This is a genomic window from Methylobacterium sp. CCH5-D2 (assembly GCF_001556475.1).
GTDB lineage: Bacteria > Pseudomonadota > Alphaproteobacteria > Rhizobiales > Beijerinckiaceae > Methylobacterium > Methylobacterium hispanicum.
Window position 1 is genome coordinate 1 of record NZ_LSIX01000945.1, and the last position, 15,702, is coordinate 15,702.

Here is a 15,702-nt window from a genome sequence, read left to right on the forward strand (position 1 = left end):
CCCTGCTTCGCAGGGTACCCTCCCCCGCAGAGGGGGGAGGGAGAGCTGCGCGCCAGATCCCGCTCATTGCCGGTTCTCCGCCACGTCCGCGGTGGTGATCCGCACGGTGCGGGTGCGCCCGTCCCGCTCGATCGTCAGGGTGACGCCCTGGCCGACGCCCGCCGCCTGGAGCGCGGCGGTCAGCTCGGCCAGCCGGTGGATCGGTTTGCCGCCGACGCCCACGATGATGTCGCCGATCTCCCCCGTGCCCGGATCGACGCCCTGGATCCCGGCGGCCGCGGCGGGCGAGCCGCGCAGCACCCGCAGCACCACCACGCCGTCGATGCCGAGCCGGGCCGCGGTCGCCTCCTGGCCCGCGATGATGCCGATGCCGGGGTTGCGCACGCGGCCCGAGCGGATCAGGTCCGGCACCACCCGGTTGACCGTATCGACCGGCACCGCGAAGCCGATGCCGGCGCTCGCCCCCGACGGCGAGTAGATCGCGGTGTTGACGCCGATGAGCCGGCCCGCGGAATCGAGGAGCGGGCCGCCGGAATTGCCCGGGTTGATCGCCGCATCCGTCTGGATCACGCCCGAGAGCTCGCGCCCTTCGCCCGTGGGGAGGCGGCGCTGCAGCGCGCTGATCACGCCGGTCGTCAGGGTGTGGTCGAGGCCGAACGGGTTGCCGATGGCGTAGGCCGTCTGCCCCACCTTCAGGTTGGCGGAGGTGCCGATGGAAAGCGGCGGCGGCATCTTCGAGACGCGGCCGAGCTGCAGCACCGCGAGGTCGTAGGACGGCGCCGTGCCGACAACCCGCGCGCCCACGACCTCGCCAGAGGACAGGCGCACGGCGATCGAGCCGCCGGACTGGGTCGCGGCCTGGACCACGTGGTTGTTGGTGACGACGTGCCCGCCCGCGTCCCAGACGAAGCCGGTGCCGGTCTGGGTTCCGCCGCCCTGCCCCTGGCCGCCCTCCTCCTCGTCGTCGAGGCGCATCAGGGACTGGCCCCGCGCCGCGGCCTGGGCGAAGACGTGGACGACGGAGGGGCTCGCCTGCTCGAACAGGGCGACCGTGGTCGATTCGGCGGGCGCGAGGTCGCCGCGCGCCGTCACCGCGCGCGGGGTCTCGGCCGAGAACAGCAGGGCCGTGACGTAGGGCTGGGCCACGAACAGTCCCAGCAGCACCAGCACCGCCGCCAGGGCTGTGCGCACGAAGCGATCCGGCACGTCCTCAACCTCGCCCGACACCCATCCCGGGCCGTTCCCCGGGGCAGCGCGGATACAGCATCGCGCCCGCGTTGCCGAGCGGCCACGCCCTTAACTGGTCGTTCAGCTTGCCCCCTTCAACAGAAAGGAAACCGTCCCGCGGCCGTGCGGCAGCGCACCACGGCCCGGCGGCGGAGGCGATAACCGATTGGTCATCACTGACGGGGACAATCTTCGTCAGAGGAATGAGCAGTCTTCAGGGCGCCTGCGAAATCGAGCCGTCGTACAGACGACGGTTTGCGTCGAAACCATGGCCTCTCCGAGGACCAGGGTGGAGAAAAATCGCAAAGTCGCCTTCGGGATGCTGCCATTCGCGACGATCACAGGGTGCCGCGCCGTCTGGACTCCATATCGGCGGCCGGGTTGCCTGAACGGACGTAACGGGTTCGGAAGGAACACGAGGATCATGGAAACCGAAGCTCTCGAACGGCCCGCCGATCTGACGATCTGGCGCACGGTCCCGGCGAGCTCGCCGCTCGCCCAGCCGGAGCGGTACGGCACCCTGCGCGAGGCGATCGCCGCCGCCGCGGGCGCGCTCACCGACCCCGCCAAGCAGCCCTGGATCATCACGGAGGAGGGCGAGATCCTCTCCCCGAACTGGATCCGGACCTACCTGAACTGAGTGGCCCCGAAGCGGCCCCCGACCAAGCCGGTCGGGGGCCGCTTCGGCGTCCGGGGGCAGTTCAGAACCAGCCGCGGATACGGAAATACAGGATCGGAACCAGCGCGCTGAGCAGGATCAGCCCGAGCGCGTAGGGGTAGCCGTAGGCCCAGTCCAGCTCCGGCATGTGCTTGAAGTTCATGCCGTACATCGAGGCGATGAGCGTCGGCGGGACGCCCACCACCGAGACCACGGTGAGCACGCGGAAGACGTTGTTCTGCTCGATCTGGATGAGGCCGAGCGCGGCGTCGAGCAGGAACTGCACGTTCTCGGAAAGGCGGGTCTCGAACTCGTCGAGGGACTCGATGTCCCGCCGGAGCGTCTCGAAGCGCGCGTCCTCCTCCTGGCGGAGCAGGTCCTCGCAGGCGCCCGCCACGTAGGGAACGACCCGTTCCAGGCCGAGCAGGCTGGAGCGGATCTTGCCGAGCGCCTTGCCGCGCCGGCCGATGCCGCGCAGGATCCGGCGCAGGGCGAGGTCGCGCCGCCGGGTCGGCTGCTCGCCGTTGCGGGCGCGGCCCGCGCTCACGTCGAAGTCGAAGACGCGCGTGGAGAGGGCGTCGAGCTCGGCGCCCATGTCTTCCAGCGCGTCGGCGAGCCCGTCGACCAGCTCCTCCACGATGAGCAGGAAGGTCTCGGTGCTGGAGGCCGCCCGCTCGCCCGCCGCCAGGCGCTTGCGCGCGCCCTCGAAGGCGCGCAGCTCGTGGAAGCGCACGGTGACGAGGTGGTCCGCCGTCAGCACGAAGCCCAGCGGCTTCAGCTGCGAGTCCGTGCGCTCGAAGGTGATCATCGGGGTCGAGAGCGAGAGGCCATTCTTCAGCCGGCGCAGGCGGCTCGAACTCTCCACCTCGCTCAGCGCCGTGCGCGAGGGCACCCGGATGCCGGTCGCCGCCTCCACGGCCCGCGCCTCCTCGGCGGTCGGGTCGTTCAGGTCGATCCAGACCGTGCCCGCCGGAAGGACGGCGCCCGATCCGATGTCGGCGGCCGCGAGCGGGCCGTCCGGCCCGTGCAGGGTCAGCATGGAGGATCGATGTCCCTTCGGGGGAAGCGGGAGACGAAATGCGTCGTCGCGCCGTCACGCGGGGGTGCGACAGTCTTGACTCGAAACGCCCCCGTGGCTATCTCGCGGCCGGCCGTTAGCACTCACACCCCATGAGTGCTAACGGCCGCGCTTGAAGGCGGCGATGCGCGCCGCATCAACGCCACTTCGAGTTCTGAAGCAAGAGGGCAGCTCATGAAGTTCCGTCCGCTGCACGACCGCGTCGTCGTCCGCCGTATCGAGGGCGAGGAGAAGACGAAGGGCGGCATCATCATCCCCGACACCGCCAAGGAGAAGCCCCAGGAGGGCGAGATCGTGGCCGTCGGTCCCGGCGCCCGCGACGAGCAGGGCCGTGTCAACGCGCTCGACGTCAAGGCCGGCGACCGCGTCCTGTTCGGCAAGTGGTCGGGCACCGAGGTCAAGATCGACGGTCAGGACCTCCTGATCATGAAGGAGTCCGACATCATGGGCGTCGTCGCCTAAGTCGGTCACCGCTTTTCCACCGCCCCTGGAGACCCGGTCGCGGTCTCGGGGCACGTCCTGAATAATTTCAACGTGAAGGAAGCCACCACATGGCAGCCAAAGACGTTCGTTTCGCCGCCGACGCCCGCGAGAAGATGCTGCGCGGCGTGGACATCCTGGCCGATGCGGTCAAGGTGACGCTGGGCCCGAAGGGCCGCAACGTCGTCATCGAGAAGTCCTTCGGCGCCCCGCGCATCACGAAGGACGGCGTGACGGTCGCCAAGGAGATCGAGCTCGCCGACCGCTTCGAGAACATGGGCGCCCAGATGGTGCGCGAAGTGGCCTCGAAGACCAACGACATCGCGGGCGACGGCACCACCACCGCGACGGTGCTCGCCCAGGCGATCGTCCGCGAGGGCGCCAAGTACGTCGCCGCCGGCATCAACCCGATGGACCTGAAGCGCGGCATCGACCTCGCCACCCAGGCCGCCGTGAAGGACATCACGGCGCGGGCCAAGAAGGTCGCCTCCTCCGACGAGGTCGCCCAGGTCGGCACGATCTCCGCCAACGGCGACACCGAGATCGGCGAGATGATCGCCCACGCCATGCAGAAGGTGGGCAACGAGGGCGTGATCACGGTCGAGGAGGCCAAGACCGCCGAGACCGAGCTCGACGTCGTCGAGGGCATGCAGTTCGACCGCGGCTACCTCTCCCCGTACTTCATCACGAACGCGGAGAAGATGATCGCCGAGCTCGAGGATCCCTACATCCTCATCCACGAGAAGAAGCTCTCCTCGCTCCAGGCGATGCTCCCCGTCCTCGAGGCCGTGGTGCAGACCGGCAAGCCGCTCGTCATCATCGCCGAGGACATCGAGGGCGAGGCCCTGGCCACGCTCGTGGTGAACAAGCTGCGCGGCGGCCTCAAGGTCGCGGCCGTGAAGGCTCCGGGCTTCGGTGATCGCCGCAAGGCGATGCTCGAGGACATCGCGATCCTGACCAAGGGCCAGATGATCGCCGAGGACCTCGGCATCAAGCTCGAGAACGTGACGCTCCCCATGCTCGGCCGCGCCAAGCGCGTGCGCATCGAGAAGGAGAACACCACGATCATCGACGGGACCGGCGAGAAGGCCGACATCGAGGCCCGCGTCGCCCAGATCAAGGCGCAGATCGAGGAGACCACCTCGGACTACGACCGTGAGAAGCTCCAGGAGCGCCTGGCCAAGCTCGCGGGCGGCGTCGCGGTGATCCGCGTCGGCGGCGCGACCGAGGTCGAGGTCAAGGAGAAGAAGGACCGCGTCGACGACGCCCTCAACGCCACTCGCGCGGCGGTCGAGGAAGGCATCGTCCCCGGCGGCGGCACGGCGCTGCTGCGCGCCAAGAAGGCGGTCGCCGAGCTGAAGTCCGACGTTCCGGACGTGCAGGCCGGCATCAAGATCGTGCTGAAGGCCCTTGAGGCCCCGATCCGCCAGATCGCCCAGAACGCGGGCGTCGAGGGCTCGATCGTGGTCGGCAAGATCACCGACAACACGGGCTCGGAGACCTTCGGCTTCAACGCCCAGACCGAAGAGTACGTCGACATGATCCAGGCCGGCATCGTCGACCCGGCCAAGGTCGTGCGCACCGCCCTGCAGGACGCGGCCTCGGTCGCCGGCCTGCTGGTGACGACGGAGGCCATGGTCGCCGACGCGCCGAAGAAGGACAGCCCGGCCCCGGCGATGCCCGGCGGCGGCATGGGCGGCATGGACTTCTAAGTCCACGCCTCCACGGGAAGACGGAGAGGGGTCGCCGAGAGGCGGCCCCTTTTCCGTTCGGGCGACGCGGATCGGCCCGTTGCGGAGGATCGAGGAATCGCTACCTTCGTTCCATGGCGAAGCGTCGGCTTTCAGAACGGTTCGGACCGGAGCGCGACGGCGATCCCGCAGGGGGACCGCCGATCCGCGAACTCGACCGTGTCCGCCTGCTGTCCGCCGTGACAGGGGACGATGCGCAGTGCGTGCCTGCCGGCTCCACCGGCACGGTCGTGGGAATCTATGCCGCGGGCGAGGCCTTCGAGGTCGAGTTCACCCGGCCGGTGGACACGCTCGCCACCGTCGATGGTCGCGCCGTCACGCTCGTCGCGCGCGGCGGGGCGTGACGCCCGAGTTTGGCTGGCCGGCCAGCTTCACGATCGCACCCGCCAAGATCACCGCCTACCTGCTCGATCCGAACCACCCGGACGGCGGACCGAAATACGCATTCCTTGCGCCGTTCGGCTTCACCCCGCGGAATCCGGAGGATCTCCGCCGGGCGCTTCTGAGCCATGCGCGGCGGGACAATTTCGCCGGGTTCGTGCCGGCCCGCAGGGCCGTGAAACTCTACTTCGAGGGCTTGCTGCCCACACCGACCGAGGCGCGTTCGAACGTTCGCACCGTCTGGCAGATGGACGATGACGATCCGACGCGGGCGGCGCGCTTCATCACGCTCAAGCCTCTGCCGAGGCCGGCGTGACAAACGGCCGGCGGCCAGCGGCCCCCGTCTTGCCTCACCGGACCGGCCGCCTACGATCCAGCGCGATCCTTCGAGGAGACAGGGACTTCAGATGCCAGCATTCCGGACCGGTCAGCGTCTCAATCGCCGGGTAGCCGTCGCGGCGCTCGCGCTCGCGGCGCTGCCGCTCGGCGCCTTGCCCGCCCTCGCCCGCGAGATGCCGGAGGCGGGGGCCGATCAGGCCGCGCGCAAGCCGAACGTCGTGGTGCTGGCCACCGGCGGCACCATCGCGGGCGCCGGAGCGGACGCGGCCAACAGCGCGACCTACCAGGCCGCCAAGGTGCCGGTGGACAAGCTGATCGCCGCGGTGCCCGCCATGAGCAATGTCGCCAACGTGCGCGGCGAGCAGGTCTTCCAGATCGCGTCCGAGAGCTTCACGGACGCGCAGCTCGTGCAGCTGGGCAAGCGCGTCTCGGCCCTCCTCAAGCAGGACGACGTGGACGGCGTGGTGATCACGCACGGCACCGACACGCTGGAGGAGACGGCGCTCTTCCTCGATCTCGTTGTGCGGAGCGACAAGCCGATCGTCGTCGTCGGCTCGATGCGGCCCTCGACCGCGATCTCGGCGGACGGCGCGCTCAACCTGCTCGACGCGGTCACGGTGGCCGGCTCCAAGGAGGCCGTCGGCAAGGGCGTCATGGTCACGATGAACGACCAGATCCAGGCCGGGCGCGACGTCACCAAGCGCGTCAACGTGGTGCCGAGCGCCTTCTACAGTCAGTGGGGGCCCCTCGGCATGGTGGTCGAGGGCAAGACCTACTTCTTCCGCGCCTCAGCGAAGCGGCACGGCAAGGCCTCCGAGTTCGACATCGACCAGATCGACAGCCTGCCGCTGGTGGCCGTCGTGTACGGCTCGGGCAACATGTATCCGGGCGCCTACACGGCCGCGGTCGATGCGGGCGCGAAGGCGATCGTCAACGCGGGCACCGGCAACGGTTCGGTCGCGGGCTACCTCGTCGATACGCTGAAGGACATCCGCAGCAAGGGCACGCTGATCGTGCGCTCCTCCCGCGTCGGCGACGGCATCGTGCTGCGCAACGCCGAGCAGCCCGACGACAAGTACGACTGGGTGGTGGCCCACGACCTCAACCCGCAGAAGGCCAAGATCCTCACCGCGGTCGCGCTCACCAAGACGAGCGACACGAAGGAGCTGCAGCGCATCTTCTGGGAATATTGAGCCGCGTCCGCGTACCCTCCCCCCTCTGCGGGGGAGGGAGAATGGAGGGGCTGCGCCCGCCAGGATTTACTGTTCTGAAAACGTTTACACGCGATCGCGCCGGGTCTAGAACGCGTTCAAAAGACGGACACAGCCCGCGCCTATGCGAGGGGCGGACGGCGAGGAGAACCCATGGCGGAGATCCATCCCGAGGTCGCGGCGGTCACGGCCCGCGTGGTCGAGCGCTCGCGGGCCAGCCGGCGGCGCTACCTCGACCTGATCGAGCGGGAGCGCGAGGCCGGCGTGCACCGGCCGAAGCTCGCCTGCGGCAACCTCGCCCACGGCTTCGCGGCATCCGGCGAGGACAAGGCGGCGATCCGGGCGGGCCGGTCGATGAACATCGGCATCGTCACCGCCTTCAACGACATGCTCTCGGCCCACCAGCCCTACGGGCGCTATCCGGACCAGATCAAGGTCTTCGCCCGTGAGCGCGGCGCGACAGCCCAGGTCGCGGGCGGCACGCCGGCCATGTGCGACGGGGTCACGCAGGGGCAGCGCGGCATGGAGATGTCGCTGTTCTCGCGCGACACGATCGCGCTCTCGACGGCGGTGGCCCTCAGCCACGGCATGTTCGACGGCGCGGCGCTCCTCGGCATCTGCGACAAGATCGTGCCGGGCCTGATCATGGGGGCGCTCCGCTTCGGCCACCTGCCGACGATCCTGATCCCGGCCGGTCCCATGCCCTCGGGGCTGGCCAACAAGGAGAAGCAGCGCATCCGCCAGCTCTACGCGGAGGGCAAGGTCGGCCGCGAGGAGCTGCTCGAATCCGAGTCCGCCTCGTATCACGGGGCGGGCACCTGCACCTTTTACGGCACGGCCAACTCGAACCAGATGATGATGGACGTGATGGGCCTGCACATGCCGGGCGCCTCCTTCATCAACCCGGGCACGAAGCTGCGCCAGGCGGTGACGCGGGCGGCGATCCACCGGCTCACCGAGATCGGCGCGGACGGCAACGATTACCGGCCGCTGGGCCTGTGCATCGACGAGAAGGCGATCGTGAACGCGGTAGTGGGCCTGCTCGCCACCGGCGGCTCGACGAACCACGCGATCCACCTGCCGGCCATGGCGCGCGCGGCCGGCATCGTGCTCGACTGGGAGGATTTCGACCGGCTCTCGGCCGCCGTGCCGCTGATCGCGCGGGTCTACCCGAACGGCTCGGGCGACGTGAACCACTTCCACGCGGCCGGCGGCATGAGCTTCGTGATCGCGGCTCTCATCGATGCGGGGCTCCTGCACGACGACATCCTGACGGTGGCGGGCGGCTCCCTGCGCGACCACGCCCGCGACCCGAGGCTCGACGGCGACGACCTCGTCTTCGAGGACGCGGTGCCCGAGAGCCTCGATCCCGCCATGCTGCGCCGCCCGGCCGAACCGTTCCAGCCGGACGGCGGCATGCGGCTGGTCAAGGGCAATCTCGGCCGAGCCACCTTCAAGACCAGCGCGGTCGAGCCGGAGCGCCGCACGATCCAGGCCCCGGCCCGGGTGTTCTCCGACCAGGACGCGGTGATCCGGGCGTTCAAGGCGGGCGAACTGGAGGGCGACGTGGTGGTGGTGGTCCGCTTCCAGGGCCCGCAGGCCAACGGCATGCCGGAGCTGCACAAGCTGACCCCGCCGCTGGGCGTGCTCCAGGATCGCGGCCACAAGGTCGCGCTGGTCACCGACGGGCGCATGTCGGGGGCATCCGGCAAGGTGCCGGCCGCGATCCACCTGACGCCGGAGGCGCTCGCCGGCGGGCTGATCGGCCGGATCCGCGACGGCGACATCGTGCGGCTCAGCGCCGAGGAGGGTCTGCTGGAGGTGATGGTGGACGCGTCGGAACTCGCCGCCCGCGAGCCCGCCCCGGTGCCGCCGCCGGAAGCGGGCACGGGCCGCGAACTGTTCGCCTTCATGCGCCACGGTGCGGACGGCGCCGAGCAGGGCGCCTCGGCGATGCTCGCCGCCGCGGGCCTGTAGGGGGATCCCAAAGGGTCGTGACCCTTTGGCGGGGTCCCGGGGCGCGCAGCCCCGGGATTGGCCTCTCCGACCCGGCTCCGCCGGGACGGAGAGGCCAAATGCAGGGTTCCACCCTGCACCCGCGAAAGGTCTCGGACCTTTCGAAACCATGACCACAGGAGGTGACGCCGTGAACGACCTGACCAGCATCGACGCGCTGATGCGCTCCGTCGCCGTCATCCCGGTCTTGGTGATCGAGGACGCGGCCCACGCGGTCCCGATCGCCGAGGCCCTCGTGGCCGGCGGGCTGACCGCCCTCGAGGTCACCCTACGCACGCCCGCCGCGCTCGACGTCATCCGCGCCATGGCGACGGTCGAGGGCGCGGTGGTCGGCGCCGGCACGGTGCTGAACCCGCGCGACCTCGACGCGGCGCTGGCAGCCGGGGCCGAGTTCATCGTCTCGCCGGGGCTCACCGACCCGCTGACCGACGCCGCCAAGGCCAACGGCGTGCCCTACCTGCCGGGCGTGGCCAACGCCGCCGACATCATGCGCGGGCTCGACCACGGGCTCGACCGGTTCAAGTTCTTCCCCGCCGAGGCCGCGGGCGGCCTGAAGGCCCTCAAGGCGCTCTCCGCCCCGTTCGGGCAGGTGCGCTTCTGCCCTACGGGCGGCATCACCGCGGCCAGCGCACCGCAATGGCTCGCCGAGCCGGCGGTGCTCTGCGTCGGCGGCAGTTGGGTGGTGAAGCCCGGCGCACCGGACACGGCGGCGATCCGGGCGGCCGCGGAGGCGGCCTCCGGGCTGCGGGCGGGCTGAACGCTCCCTCTCTCCCGCCGCGGGCGGGGCGCTCGGCCAGGACAGTTTCGCGCAGGCGACTGGCGAAGTCGCCTATCGATCTGTAGATTGGGCCTGTGCACCGTGTCGGGTGCGCCGCGTCCCACACGGGGCGCGGACAGGCTGCCGCTCAGGGTTCGGTTCGAGAGAGATGATTCAGGTCCCGATGCCGGGTACGGCGCACGCCGTGACCGGCCGCGTTCCGGCCCCAACGACGGCGATGGCCACCGGTCCCGGCGGGACCGGCGGCAACGACGACCGCTCGAACACGGCCATCATCACCCGCACCCGGACGCGCACCAAACGACCGAGCCTCTACCGGGTTCTGCTCCTCAACGACGACTATACTCCCATGGAGTTCGTGGTCCTCGTGGTGGAGCGGTTCTTCAACAAATCGCACGAGGACGCCTACCAGATCATGATGCACGTGCATCAGAACGGGGTCGGCGAGTGCGGGGTGTTCACCTACGAGGTCGCCGAGACCAAGGTGACGCAGGTCATGGACTTTGCGCGCAAGCACCAACATCCTCTTCAGTGCGTTATGGAAAAGAAATAGGCACCCACACAGAGGCCAGCTTTGCCCAGCTTCTCACGCAGCCTAGAACAAGCCCTCCACCGCGCCCTGGCGCTCGCCGGCGAGCGCCGCCACGAATATGCGACGCTGGAGCACCTGCTGCTGGCGCTCACCGACGACCAGGACGCCGCCGCCGTCATGCGGGCCTGCAACGTCGAGATCGACACGCTCAAGCGCAGCCTCGTCGAGTACGTCGATACCGAGCTCTCGAACCTCACCGGTGACGGCCGCCAGGACGCCAAGCCCACGGCCGGCTTCCAGCGGGTGATCCAGCGCGCGGTGATCCACGTGCAGTCCTCGGGGCGCGAGGAGGTGACGGGGGCCAACGTGCTGGTGGCGATCTTCGCCGAGCGCGAGAGCCACGCCGCCTACTTCCTGCAGGAGCAGGACATGACCCGCTACGACGCGGTCAACTACATCAGCCACGGCATCGCCAAGCGCCCTGGCGCATCGGAGGCCAAGCCCGTGCGCGGCTCCGAGGAGGAGGGCTCCTCCGAGCGGCCGAGCGGCGACGACGGCGAGGCCCGCGGCACCAAGAAGAAGGGCGACGCGCTCGACGCCTACTGCGTCAACCTCAACAAGAAGGCCCGCGACGGCAAGATCGACCCGCTGATCGGCCGCCACGCCGAGGTCGAGCGCACGATCCAGGTGCTCTGCCGCCGCCAGAAGAACAATCCGCTGCTGGTGGGCGATCCGGGCGTGGGCAAGACCGCGATCGCGGAGGGGCTCGCCCGCAAGATCATCCAGCACGAGGTGCCGGAGGTGCTCGCCGACGCGACCGTCTTCTCCCTCGACATGGGCACGCTCTTGGCCGGCACCCGCTACCGCGGCGACTTCGAGGAGCGCCTCAAGCAGGTGATGAAGGAGATCGAGGCGCACCCCAACGCCATCATGTTCATCGACGAGATCCACACGGTGATCGGTGCCGGTGCGACCTCGGGCGGCGCGATGGACGCCTCGAACCTCCTGAAGCCCGCGCTCGCCTCCGGCGCGCTCCGCTGCATCGGCTCGACCACCTACAAGGAGTACCGCCAGTACTTCGAGAAGGACCGCGCCCTGGTGCGCCGCTTCCAGAAGATCGACGTCAACGAGCCCTCGATCCCCGACACGATCGAGATCGTGAAGGGCCTGCGCCCCTACTTCGAGGAGTTCCACAAGCTCAAGTTCACCACCGACGCCGTGAAGGCGGCGGTCGAGCTGTCGGCCCGCTACATCAACGACCGCAAGCTGCCCGACAAGGCGATCGACGTGATCGACGAGACCGGCGCCTCGCAGATGCTGGTGCCGGAAGCGCGCCGCAAGCGCACCATCGGCGTGAAGGAGATCGAGGCGACCATCGCCACGATGGCCCGCATCCCCCCGAAGACCGTCTCGAAGGACGACGCGGTCGTCCTGCAGAACCTCACCGAGAACCTGAAGCGGGTGGTCTACGGCCAGACCGGCGCCATCGAGGCGCTGACCTCGGCGATCAAGCTCGCCCGCGCGGGGCTGCGTGATCCCGACAAGCCGATCGGCTCCTACCTGTTCGCGGGCCCGACCGGCGTCGGCAAGACGGAGGCCGCCAAGCAGCTCGCCGCGTCGCTCGGCGTCGAGATGCTGCGCTTCGACATGTCGGAGTACATGGAGCGGCACACGGTCTCGCGCCTCATCGGCGCGCCGCCCGGCTATGTCGGCTTCGACCAGGGGGGATTGCTCACCGACGGGATCGACCAGCACCCCCACTGCGTCCTCCTGCTCGACGAGATCGAGAAGGCGCATCCGGACCTGTTCAACATCCTGCTGCAGGTGATGGACCACGGGAAGCTGACCGACCACAACGGCAAGCAGGTCGATTTCCGCAACGTCATCATCATCATGACGTCGAACGCGGGCGCCTCGGACCTCGCCAAGTCGGCCTACGGCTTCACCCAGTCCAAGCGCTCGGGCGACGACGTCGAGGCGATCAACCGCCTGTTCGCGCCGGAATTCCGCAACCGGCTCGACGCGATCATCTCGTTCGGCCACCTGCCGAAGGAGGTCGTGGCCAAGGTGGTGGACAAGTTCGTCCTCCAGCTCGAGGCGCAGCTCGCCGACCGCAACGTCACGATCGAGCTCTCGGACGAGGCCCGGGAGTGGCTGGTGGAGAACGGCTACGACGACGCGATGGGCGCCCGCCCCATGGCCCGCCTGATCCAGTCCACCATCAAGACGCCGCTCGCCGACGAGGTGCTGTTCGGCCGCCTCAAGGACGGCGGCGCCGTGAAGGTGGTGCTGAGGAAGCCCGAGGACGCGGAGGCCAAGGCCGGCGGCAAGGACTCGCTCGGCTTCGAGTTCCCGGCCGGCCCCGTCACGCCGAGGCCCGAGAAGGACGTGGCCACGACGGCGGCCAAGAAGAAGCGGGCCAAGCCCCGCTCGACGAGCCGCAAGAAGCCGCCGAAGGACGACAAGGGCGGCGGCTCGGGCGGCAAGAGCGTGCGCACCGTGCCCAAGGTGCCGCTCGTCCGGGCCTGACGTCCCGCCCGGCGCGCGGTCCGCGGCGCGTCAGGGTTTCATGAACGGGCCCGCGAGGGTATAGGCGCGGCGGCGCTGAGGTGCCGCCGCGACCGGGGAGGGGCTCGATGACCGAAGATCTGCAGGAGGGCCCCCTCGCGCAGACCACCTACGCCCCGGCGCCGAAGAAGCTCACCGCCCGCGAGCAGCGCCGCCGCCGACGCCAGCGCCGCAAGCGCGGCGAGGAGGTTCTGGCCTGGGTGCTGGTGCCGGTGATCTGCTTCGGCATCTACTGGGGCATCGCCGCCGGCTTCGAGATGATGAACACCTCGCCGGGCCAAGTCTGGGACCAGCTCATGCAGGTCAAGGCGATGATGGAGAAGCGCTCGGGGTGAGCGCGCAGCTCTCCCCCCCCCCTCTGCGGGGGAGGGGTAGAACGTCGCGCTAGCCCAGCCGCAGCGCGTGCACCGAGAACAGAGCCTGCGGGTCGGTCCAGACCTGGACCGGTGCCCAGCCCGCCGAGGCGGCGAGCGCCCGGAAGCTTTCCACCGTGTACTTGTAACTGTTCTCGGTGTGGATCGACTCGCCCGCCGCGAAGGCGACCGGGCGGCCAGCCACGGCGACGTCCTGCGCGGCGCGGGCGACGAGGTGCATCTCGATGCGCGAGGCCTGGTCGTTGAACACGGCCCGGTGCGCGAAGGCGTCGAGGTCGAAGGTGCCGCCGAGTTCCCGGTTGATCCGCGTCAGCACGTTGCGGTTGAAGGCCGCCGTGACGCCGGCCGCATCGTCGTAGGCCGCCTCCAGCACCGCGTGGTCCTTCACCAGATCGACGCCGACGACGAGCACCGAGCCCGTCCCCAGGATCGCACCGAACTGGCGGAGCAGGCGCGCCGCCTCCGCCGGCTCGAAATTGCCGATGGTCGAGCCGGGGAAGAACCCGGCCCGCGGCGCGTCGCCGAGATCGGCCGGCAGCGAGAAGGGCCGGGTGAAGTCGGCCGCGACCGGCTCGACGCGCAGGGCGGGAAAGTCCGTGCGCAACGCCTCGGCCTGCGCGCGCAGGAAGCTCGCCGAGACGTCGACCGGCAGGTAGGCCGCGAGGTCGGGCAGGTGGCGCAGGAGCCGGCGCACCTTCACGGTCGAGCCGCTGCCGAACTCGACGAGCGCGGCGCCCCGGGGCAGGGCGGCGGCGATCTCCGATCCTGCCGCGTCGAGGATCGCGAGCTCGGTGCGGGTCGGGTAGTACTCGGGCAGACGGGTGATCGCCTCGAACAGGTCGGAGCCGGCGTCGTCGTAGAAGTACTTGGCCGGCAGGGTCTTCTGCGCCTGGGCGAAGCCCAGCAGCACATCGTCCAGGAAGCCTTTCGGCTCCGGGGCCTGGGTGACGGGCGTCGCGTTGTCGAAAACGGGCTTGATGGTCACGGGACAGGCTCCGGGCTGGCGCGGTCGCATCGGCGAGGTGCCGGGCGGCCGCGCGAGGAGACGAGGGGAACGGACTGAGGCCGGGTGCCGATCCGGCGGCGGCCCGCTCTGGGATCGGCCTTGGGTCAGCCGCGCTGGTCGGCCAGCCGCAGGCCGGTGAATTGCCAGCGCTGGTGCGGGTAGAAGAAGTTCCGGTAGGGCAGGCGGGCATGGCCCGCGGGCGTGGCGACCGAGGAGCCGCGCAGCACCATCTGGTTGGCCATGAACTTGCCGTTGTACTCCCCGAGCGCGCCCGGCAGCGGCCGGTAGCCCGGATAGGCGACGTAGGGGCTGCGGGTCCATTGCCAGACGAGGCCGAAGGCGTCCTCGAGGCCGTGCTCGCGCGCGGCCACCTCCCACTCGGCCTCCGTCGGCAGGTCGCGGCCCGCCCAGCGGGCGTAGGCGTCGGCCTCGTAGTAGCTGACGTGGGTGACGGGCTGGTCCGCCTCGACCGGGCGGCGCCCGCCGAGCGTCATCACGCTCCAGCCGTCCTCCTCCCGCCGCCAGTAGCCCGGCGCCTCCCAGCCCTCGGCCTGCGCGGCGATCCAGCCGTCCGAGAGCCAGAGGTCGGGACGGGAATAGCCGCCGCCCCGCATGAAGGCCTGCCATTGCCCGCAGGTAACGAGCGCCCGGTCCACCGCGCAGGGCAGGATCAGGCTGTCGTGGCGCGGGTGCTCGTTGTCGAAGGAGAAGCCGCTCCCTTCGTGGCCCACCCGCGCGACGGCCCGCGCAAGCTCCACCGCGCCCGCGCGGGCGGTCGCCTTCGGGAAGCGCCAGCCCGCGTCGTAGACCGCGCCGAGCGGGTTCTGCGCGAAGGCGTGCAGGATGTCGGTGAGGATCAGCTCCTGGTGCTGCTGCTCGTGATAGAGCCCGATCTCGAGGATCGGCAGCACCGCCTCGAGCGCGCCGGGCGCCGCCTGGGCCAGCAGGGTCTCGACGGCCCGATCGACGTGGCGCCGGTAGGCCGCGACCTCCTCGGCGTTCGGCCGGGTGATCAGCCCGCGGGCGAGGCGCGGCTGCCGGGGCCCGGCGGCGACGTAGTAGGAATTGAACAGGTAGTGCCAGCGCTCGTCGTGGATCGCGTAACCCGGCAGGTGCTCGCGCAGCAGGAACTGCTCGAAGAACCACGTCGTATGCGCCCGGTGCCACTTGGTCGGGCTGGCATCGGCCATCGACTGGATCTGCTGGTCTTCCGGGGAGAGCGGCGCGGCCCGCTGCTCGGTCTCGGCCCGCACGTGGCGGTAGGCGGCGAGCCAGGCGGCGCGATCGACGGGCCGCGCCGTGA

15 protein-coding genes are annotated in these 15,702 nt (G+C 70.2%); 11 read left to right on the top strand and 4 right to left on the bottom strand.

Annotated elements, in window-relative coordinates; all coding sequences use genetic code 11:
• Nucleotides 1–63: 63 nt before the first annotated feature.
• On the bottom strand, nucleotides 64–1,206 hold the full coding sequence (locus AX737_RS25555; RefSeq protein WP_066926354.1) for a trypsin-like peptidase domain-containing protein: 1,143 nt from the start codon (nucleotides 1,204–1,206) through the stop codon (nucleotides 64–66).
• A 445-nt stretch (nucleotides 1,207–1,651) separates the two neighbouring features.
• Between AX737_RS25555 and AX737_RS25560 the strand changes: the two genes are divergently transcribed.
• Entirely contained in the window at nucleotides 1,652–1,867 is a 216-nt protein-coding gene (locus AX737_RS25560) for a hypothetical protein (protein WP_066926334.1), read from the top strand.
• A 61-nt stretch (nucleotides 1,868–1,928) separates the two neighbouring features.
• On the opposite strand, the gene AX737_RS25565 is transcribed toward AX737_RS25560, so the two are convergent.
• On the bottom strand, nucleotides 1,929–2,924 hold the full coding sequence (locus AX737_RS25565) for a CorA family divalent cation transporter (RefSeq protein ID WP_066926336.1): 996 nt from the start codon (nucleotides 2,922–2,924) through the stop codon (nucleotides 1,929–1,931).
• A 213-nt stretch (nucleotides 2,925–3,137) separates the two neighbouring features.
• Between AX737_RS25565 and groES the strand changes: the two genes are divergently transcribed.
• The 10 genes from groES (at nucleotide 3,138) to AX737_RS25615 (ending at nucleotide 13,354) form a co-directional block, all read left to right on the top strand.
• Nucleotides 3,138–3,425, top strand: coding sequence for a co-chaperone GroES (gene groES, locus AX737_RS25570; protein ID WP_066926338.1), 288 nt, complete (start codon nucleotides 3,138–3,140; stop codon nucleotides 3,423–3,425).
• 89 nt (nucleotides 3,426–3,514) lie between these two features.
• Nucleotides 3,515–5,155 (top strand): chaperonin GroEL, encoded by a 1,641-nt coding sequence (gene groL, locus AX737_RS25575; RefSeq protein WP_066926340.1) that lies wholly within the window; start codon nucleotides 3,515–3,517, stop codon nucleotides 5,153–5,155.
• Between the two features lie 113 nt (nucleotides 5,156–5,268).
• Entirely contained in the window at nucleotides 5,269–5,538 is a 270-nt protein-coding gene (locus AX737_RS37565; protein WP_082773293.1) for a DUF4926 domain-containing protein, read from the top strand.
• Complete coding sequence (locus AX737_RS25585; RefSeq protein ID WP_066926342.1) at nucleotides 5,535–5,891, top strand: DUF6883 domain-containing protein; 357 nt, start codon at nucleotides 5,535–5,537, stop codon at nucleotides 5,889–5,891. The genes AX737_RS37565 and AX737_RS25585 overlap by 4 nt, the downstream gene beginning before the upstream one ends.
• A gap of 91 nt (nucleotides 5,892–5,982) precedes the next feature.
• On the top strand, nucleotides 5,983–7,107 hold the full coding sequence (locus AX737_RS25590; RefSeq protein ID WP_066926344.1) for an asparaginase: 1,125 nt from the start codon (nucleotides 5,983–5,985) through the stop codon (nucleotides 7,105–7,107).
• Nucleotides 7,108–7,278: 171 nt separating this feature from the next.
• The gene (gene edd / locus AX737_RS25595) at nucleotides 7,279–9,102 is read left to right on the top strand and encodes a phosphogluconate dehydratase (RefSeq protein ID WP_066926346.1); all 1,824 of its coding nucleotides are present in this window, start codon (nucleotides 7,279–7,281) and stop codon (nucleotides 9,100–9,102) included.
• 178 nt (nucleotides 9,103–9,280) lie between these two features.
• Nucleotides 9,281–9,898 (top strand): bifunctional 4-hydroxy-2-oxoglutarate aldolase/2-dehydro-3-deoxy-phosphogluconate aldolase, encoded by a 618-nt coding sequence (gene eda / locus AX737_RS25600; RefSeq protein ID WP_066926358.1) that lies wholly within the window; start codon nucleotides 9,281–9,283, stop codon nucleotides 9,896–9,898.
• A 238-nt stretch (nucleotides 9,899–10,136) separates the two neighbouring features.
• Nucleotides 10,137–10,472 carry an ATP-dependent Clp protease adapter ClpS gene (clpS, locus tag AX737_RS25605; RefSeq protein WP_066926360.1) on the top strand — a complete coding sequence of 112 codons (336 nt, stop codon included), beginning with the start codon at nucleotides 10,137–10,139 and terminating at the stop codon, nucleotides 10,470–10,472.
• Nucleotides 10,473–10,493: 21 nt separating this feature from the next.
• Nucleotides 10,494–12,980 carry an ATP-dependent Clp protease ATP-binding subunit ClpA gene (gene clpA / locus AX737_RS25610; protein WP_066926348.1) on the top strand — a complete coding sequence of 829 codons (2,487 nt, stop codon included), beginning with the start codon at nucleotides 10,494–10,496 and terminating at the stop codon, nucleotides 12,978–12,980.
• 107 nt (nucleotides 12,981–13,087) lie between these two features.
• Nucleotides 13,088–13,354: a hypothetical protein gene (locus AX737_RS25615; RefSeq protein ID WP_066926350.1), complete on the top strand. Its 267-nt coding sequence runs from the start codon at nucleotides 13,088–13,090 to the stop codon at nucleotides 13,352–13,354.
• Nucleotides 13,355–13,403: 49 nt separating this feature from the next.
• On the opposite strand, the gene egtD is transcribed toward AX737_RS25615, so the two are convergent.
• Both egtD and egtB read right to left on the bottom strand, forming a co-directional pair.
• Nucleotides 13,404–14,372, bottom strand: a complete 969-nt coding sequence (gene egtD, locus AX737_RS25620; RefSeq protein WP_066926362.1) for an L-histidine N(alpha)-methyltransferase — start codon at nucleotides 14,370–14,372, stop codon at nucleotides 13,404–13,406.
• A 131-nt stretch (nucleotides 14,373–14,503) separates the two neighbouring features.
• On the bottom strand, nucleotides 14,504–15,702 hold a 1,199-nt coding region (gene egtB / locus AX737_RS25625), incomplete at its 5' end, for an ergothioneine biosynthesis protein EgtB (RefSeq protein WP_066926352.1).

What these genes read in the sequence shown, in the direction of transcription:
- AX737_RS25560 (WP_066926334.1), top strand. Translation starts at nt 1,652, where the DNA reads ATGGAAACCGAAGCTCTCGAACGGCCCGCCGATCTGACGATCTGGCGC.
- AX737_RS25565 (WP_066926336.1), bottom strand. Translation starts at nt 2,924, where the DNA reads ATGCTGACCCTGCACGGGCCGGACGGCCCGCTCGCGGCCGCCGACATC.
- groES (WP_066926338.1), top strand. Translation starts at nt 3,138, where the DNA reads ATGAAGTTCCGTCCGCTGCACGACCGCGTCGTCGTCCGCCGTATCGAG.
- groL (WP_066926340.1), top strand. Translation starts at nt 3,515, where the DNA reads ATGGCAGCCAAAGACGTTCGTTTCGCCGCCGACGCCCGCGAGAAGATG.
- AX737_RS37565 (WP_082773293.1), top strand. Translation starts at nt 5,269, where the DNA reads ATGGCGAAGCGTCGGCTTTCAGAACGGTTCGGACCGGAGCGCGACGGC.
- AX737_RS25590 (WP_066926344.1), top strand. Translation starts at nt 5,983, where the DNA reads ATGCCAGCATTCCGGACCGGTCAGCGTCTCAATCGCCGGGTAGCCGTC.
- edd (WP_066926346.1), top strand. Translation starts at nt 7,279, where the DNA reads ATGGCGGAGATCCATCCCGAGGTCGCGGCGGTCACGGCCCGCGTGGTC.
- clpS (WP_066926360.1), top strand. Translation starts at nt 10,137, where the DNA reads ATGGCCACCGGTCCCGGCGGGACCGGCGGCAACGACGACCGCTCGAAC.
- AX737_RS25615 (WP_066926350.1), top strand. Translation starts at nt 13,088, where the DNA reads ATGACCGAAGATCTGCAGGAGGGCCCCCTCGCGCAGACCACCTACGCC.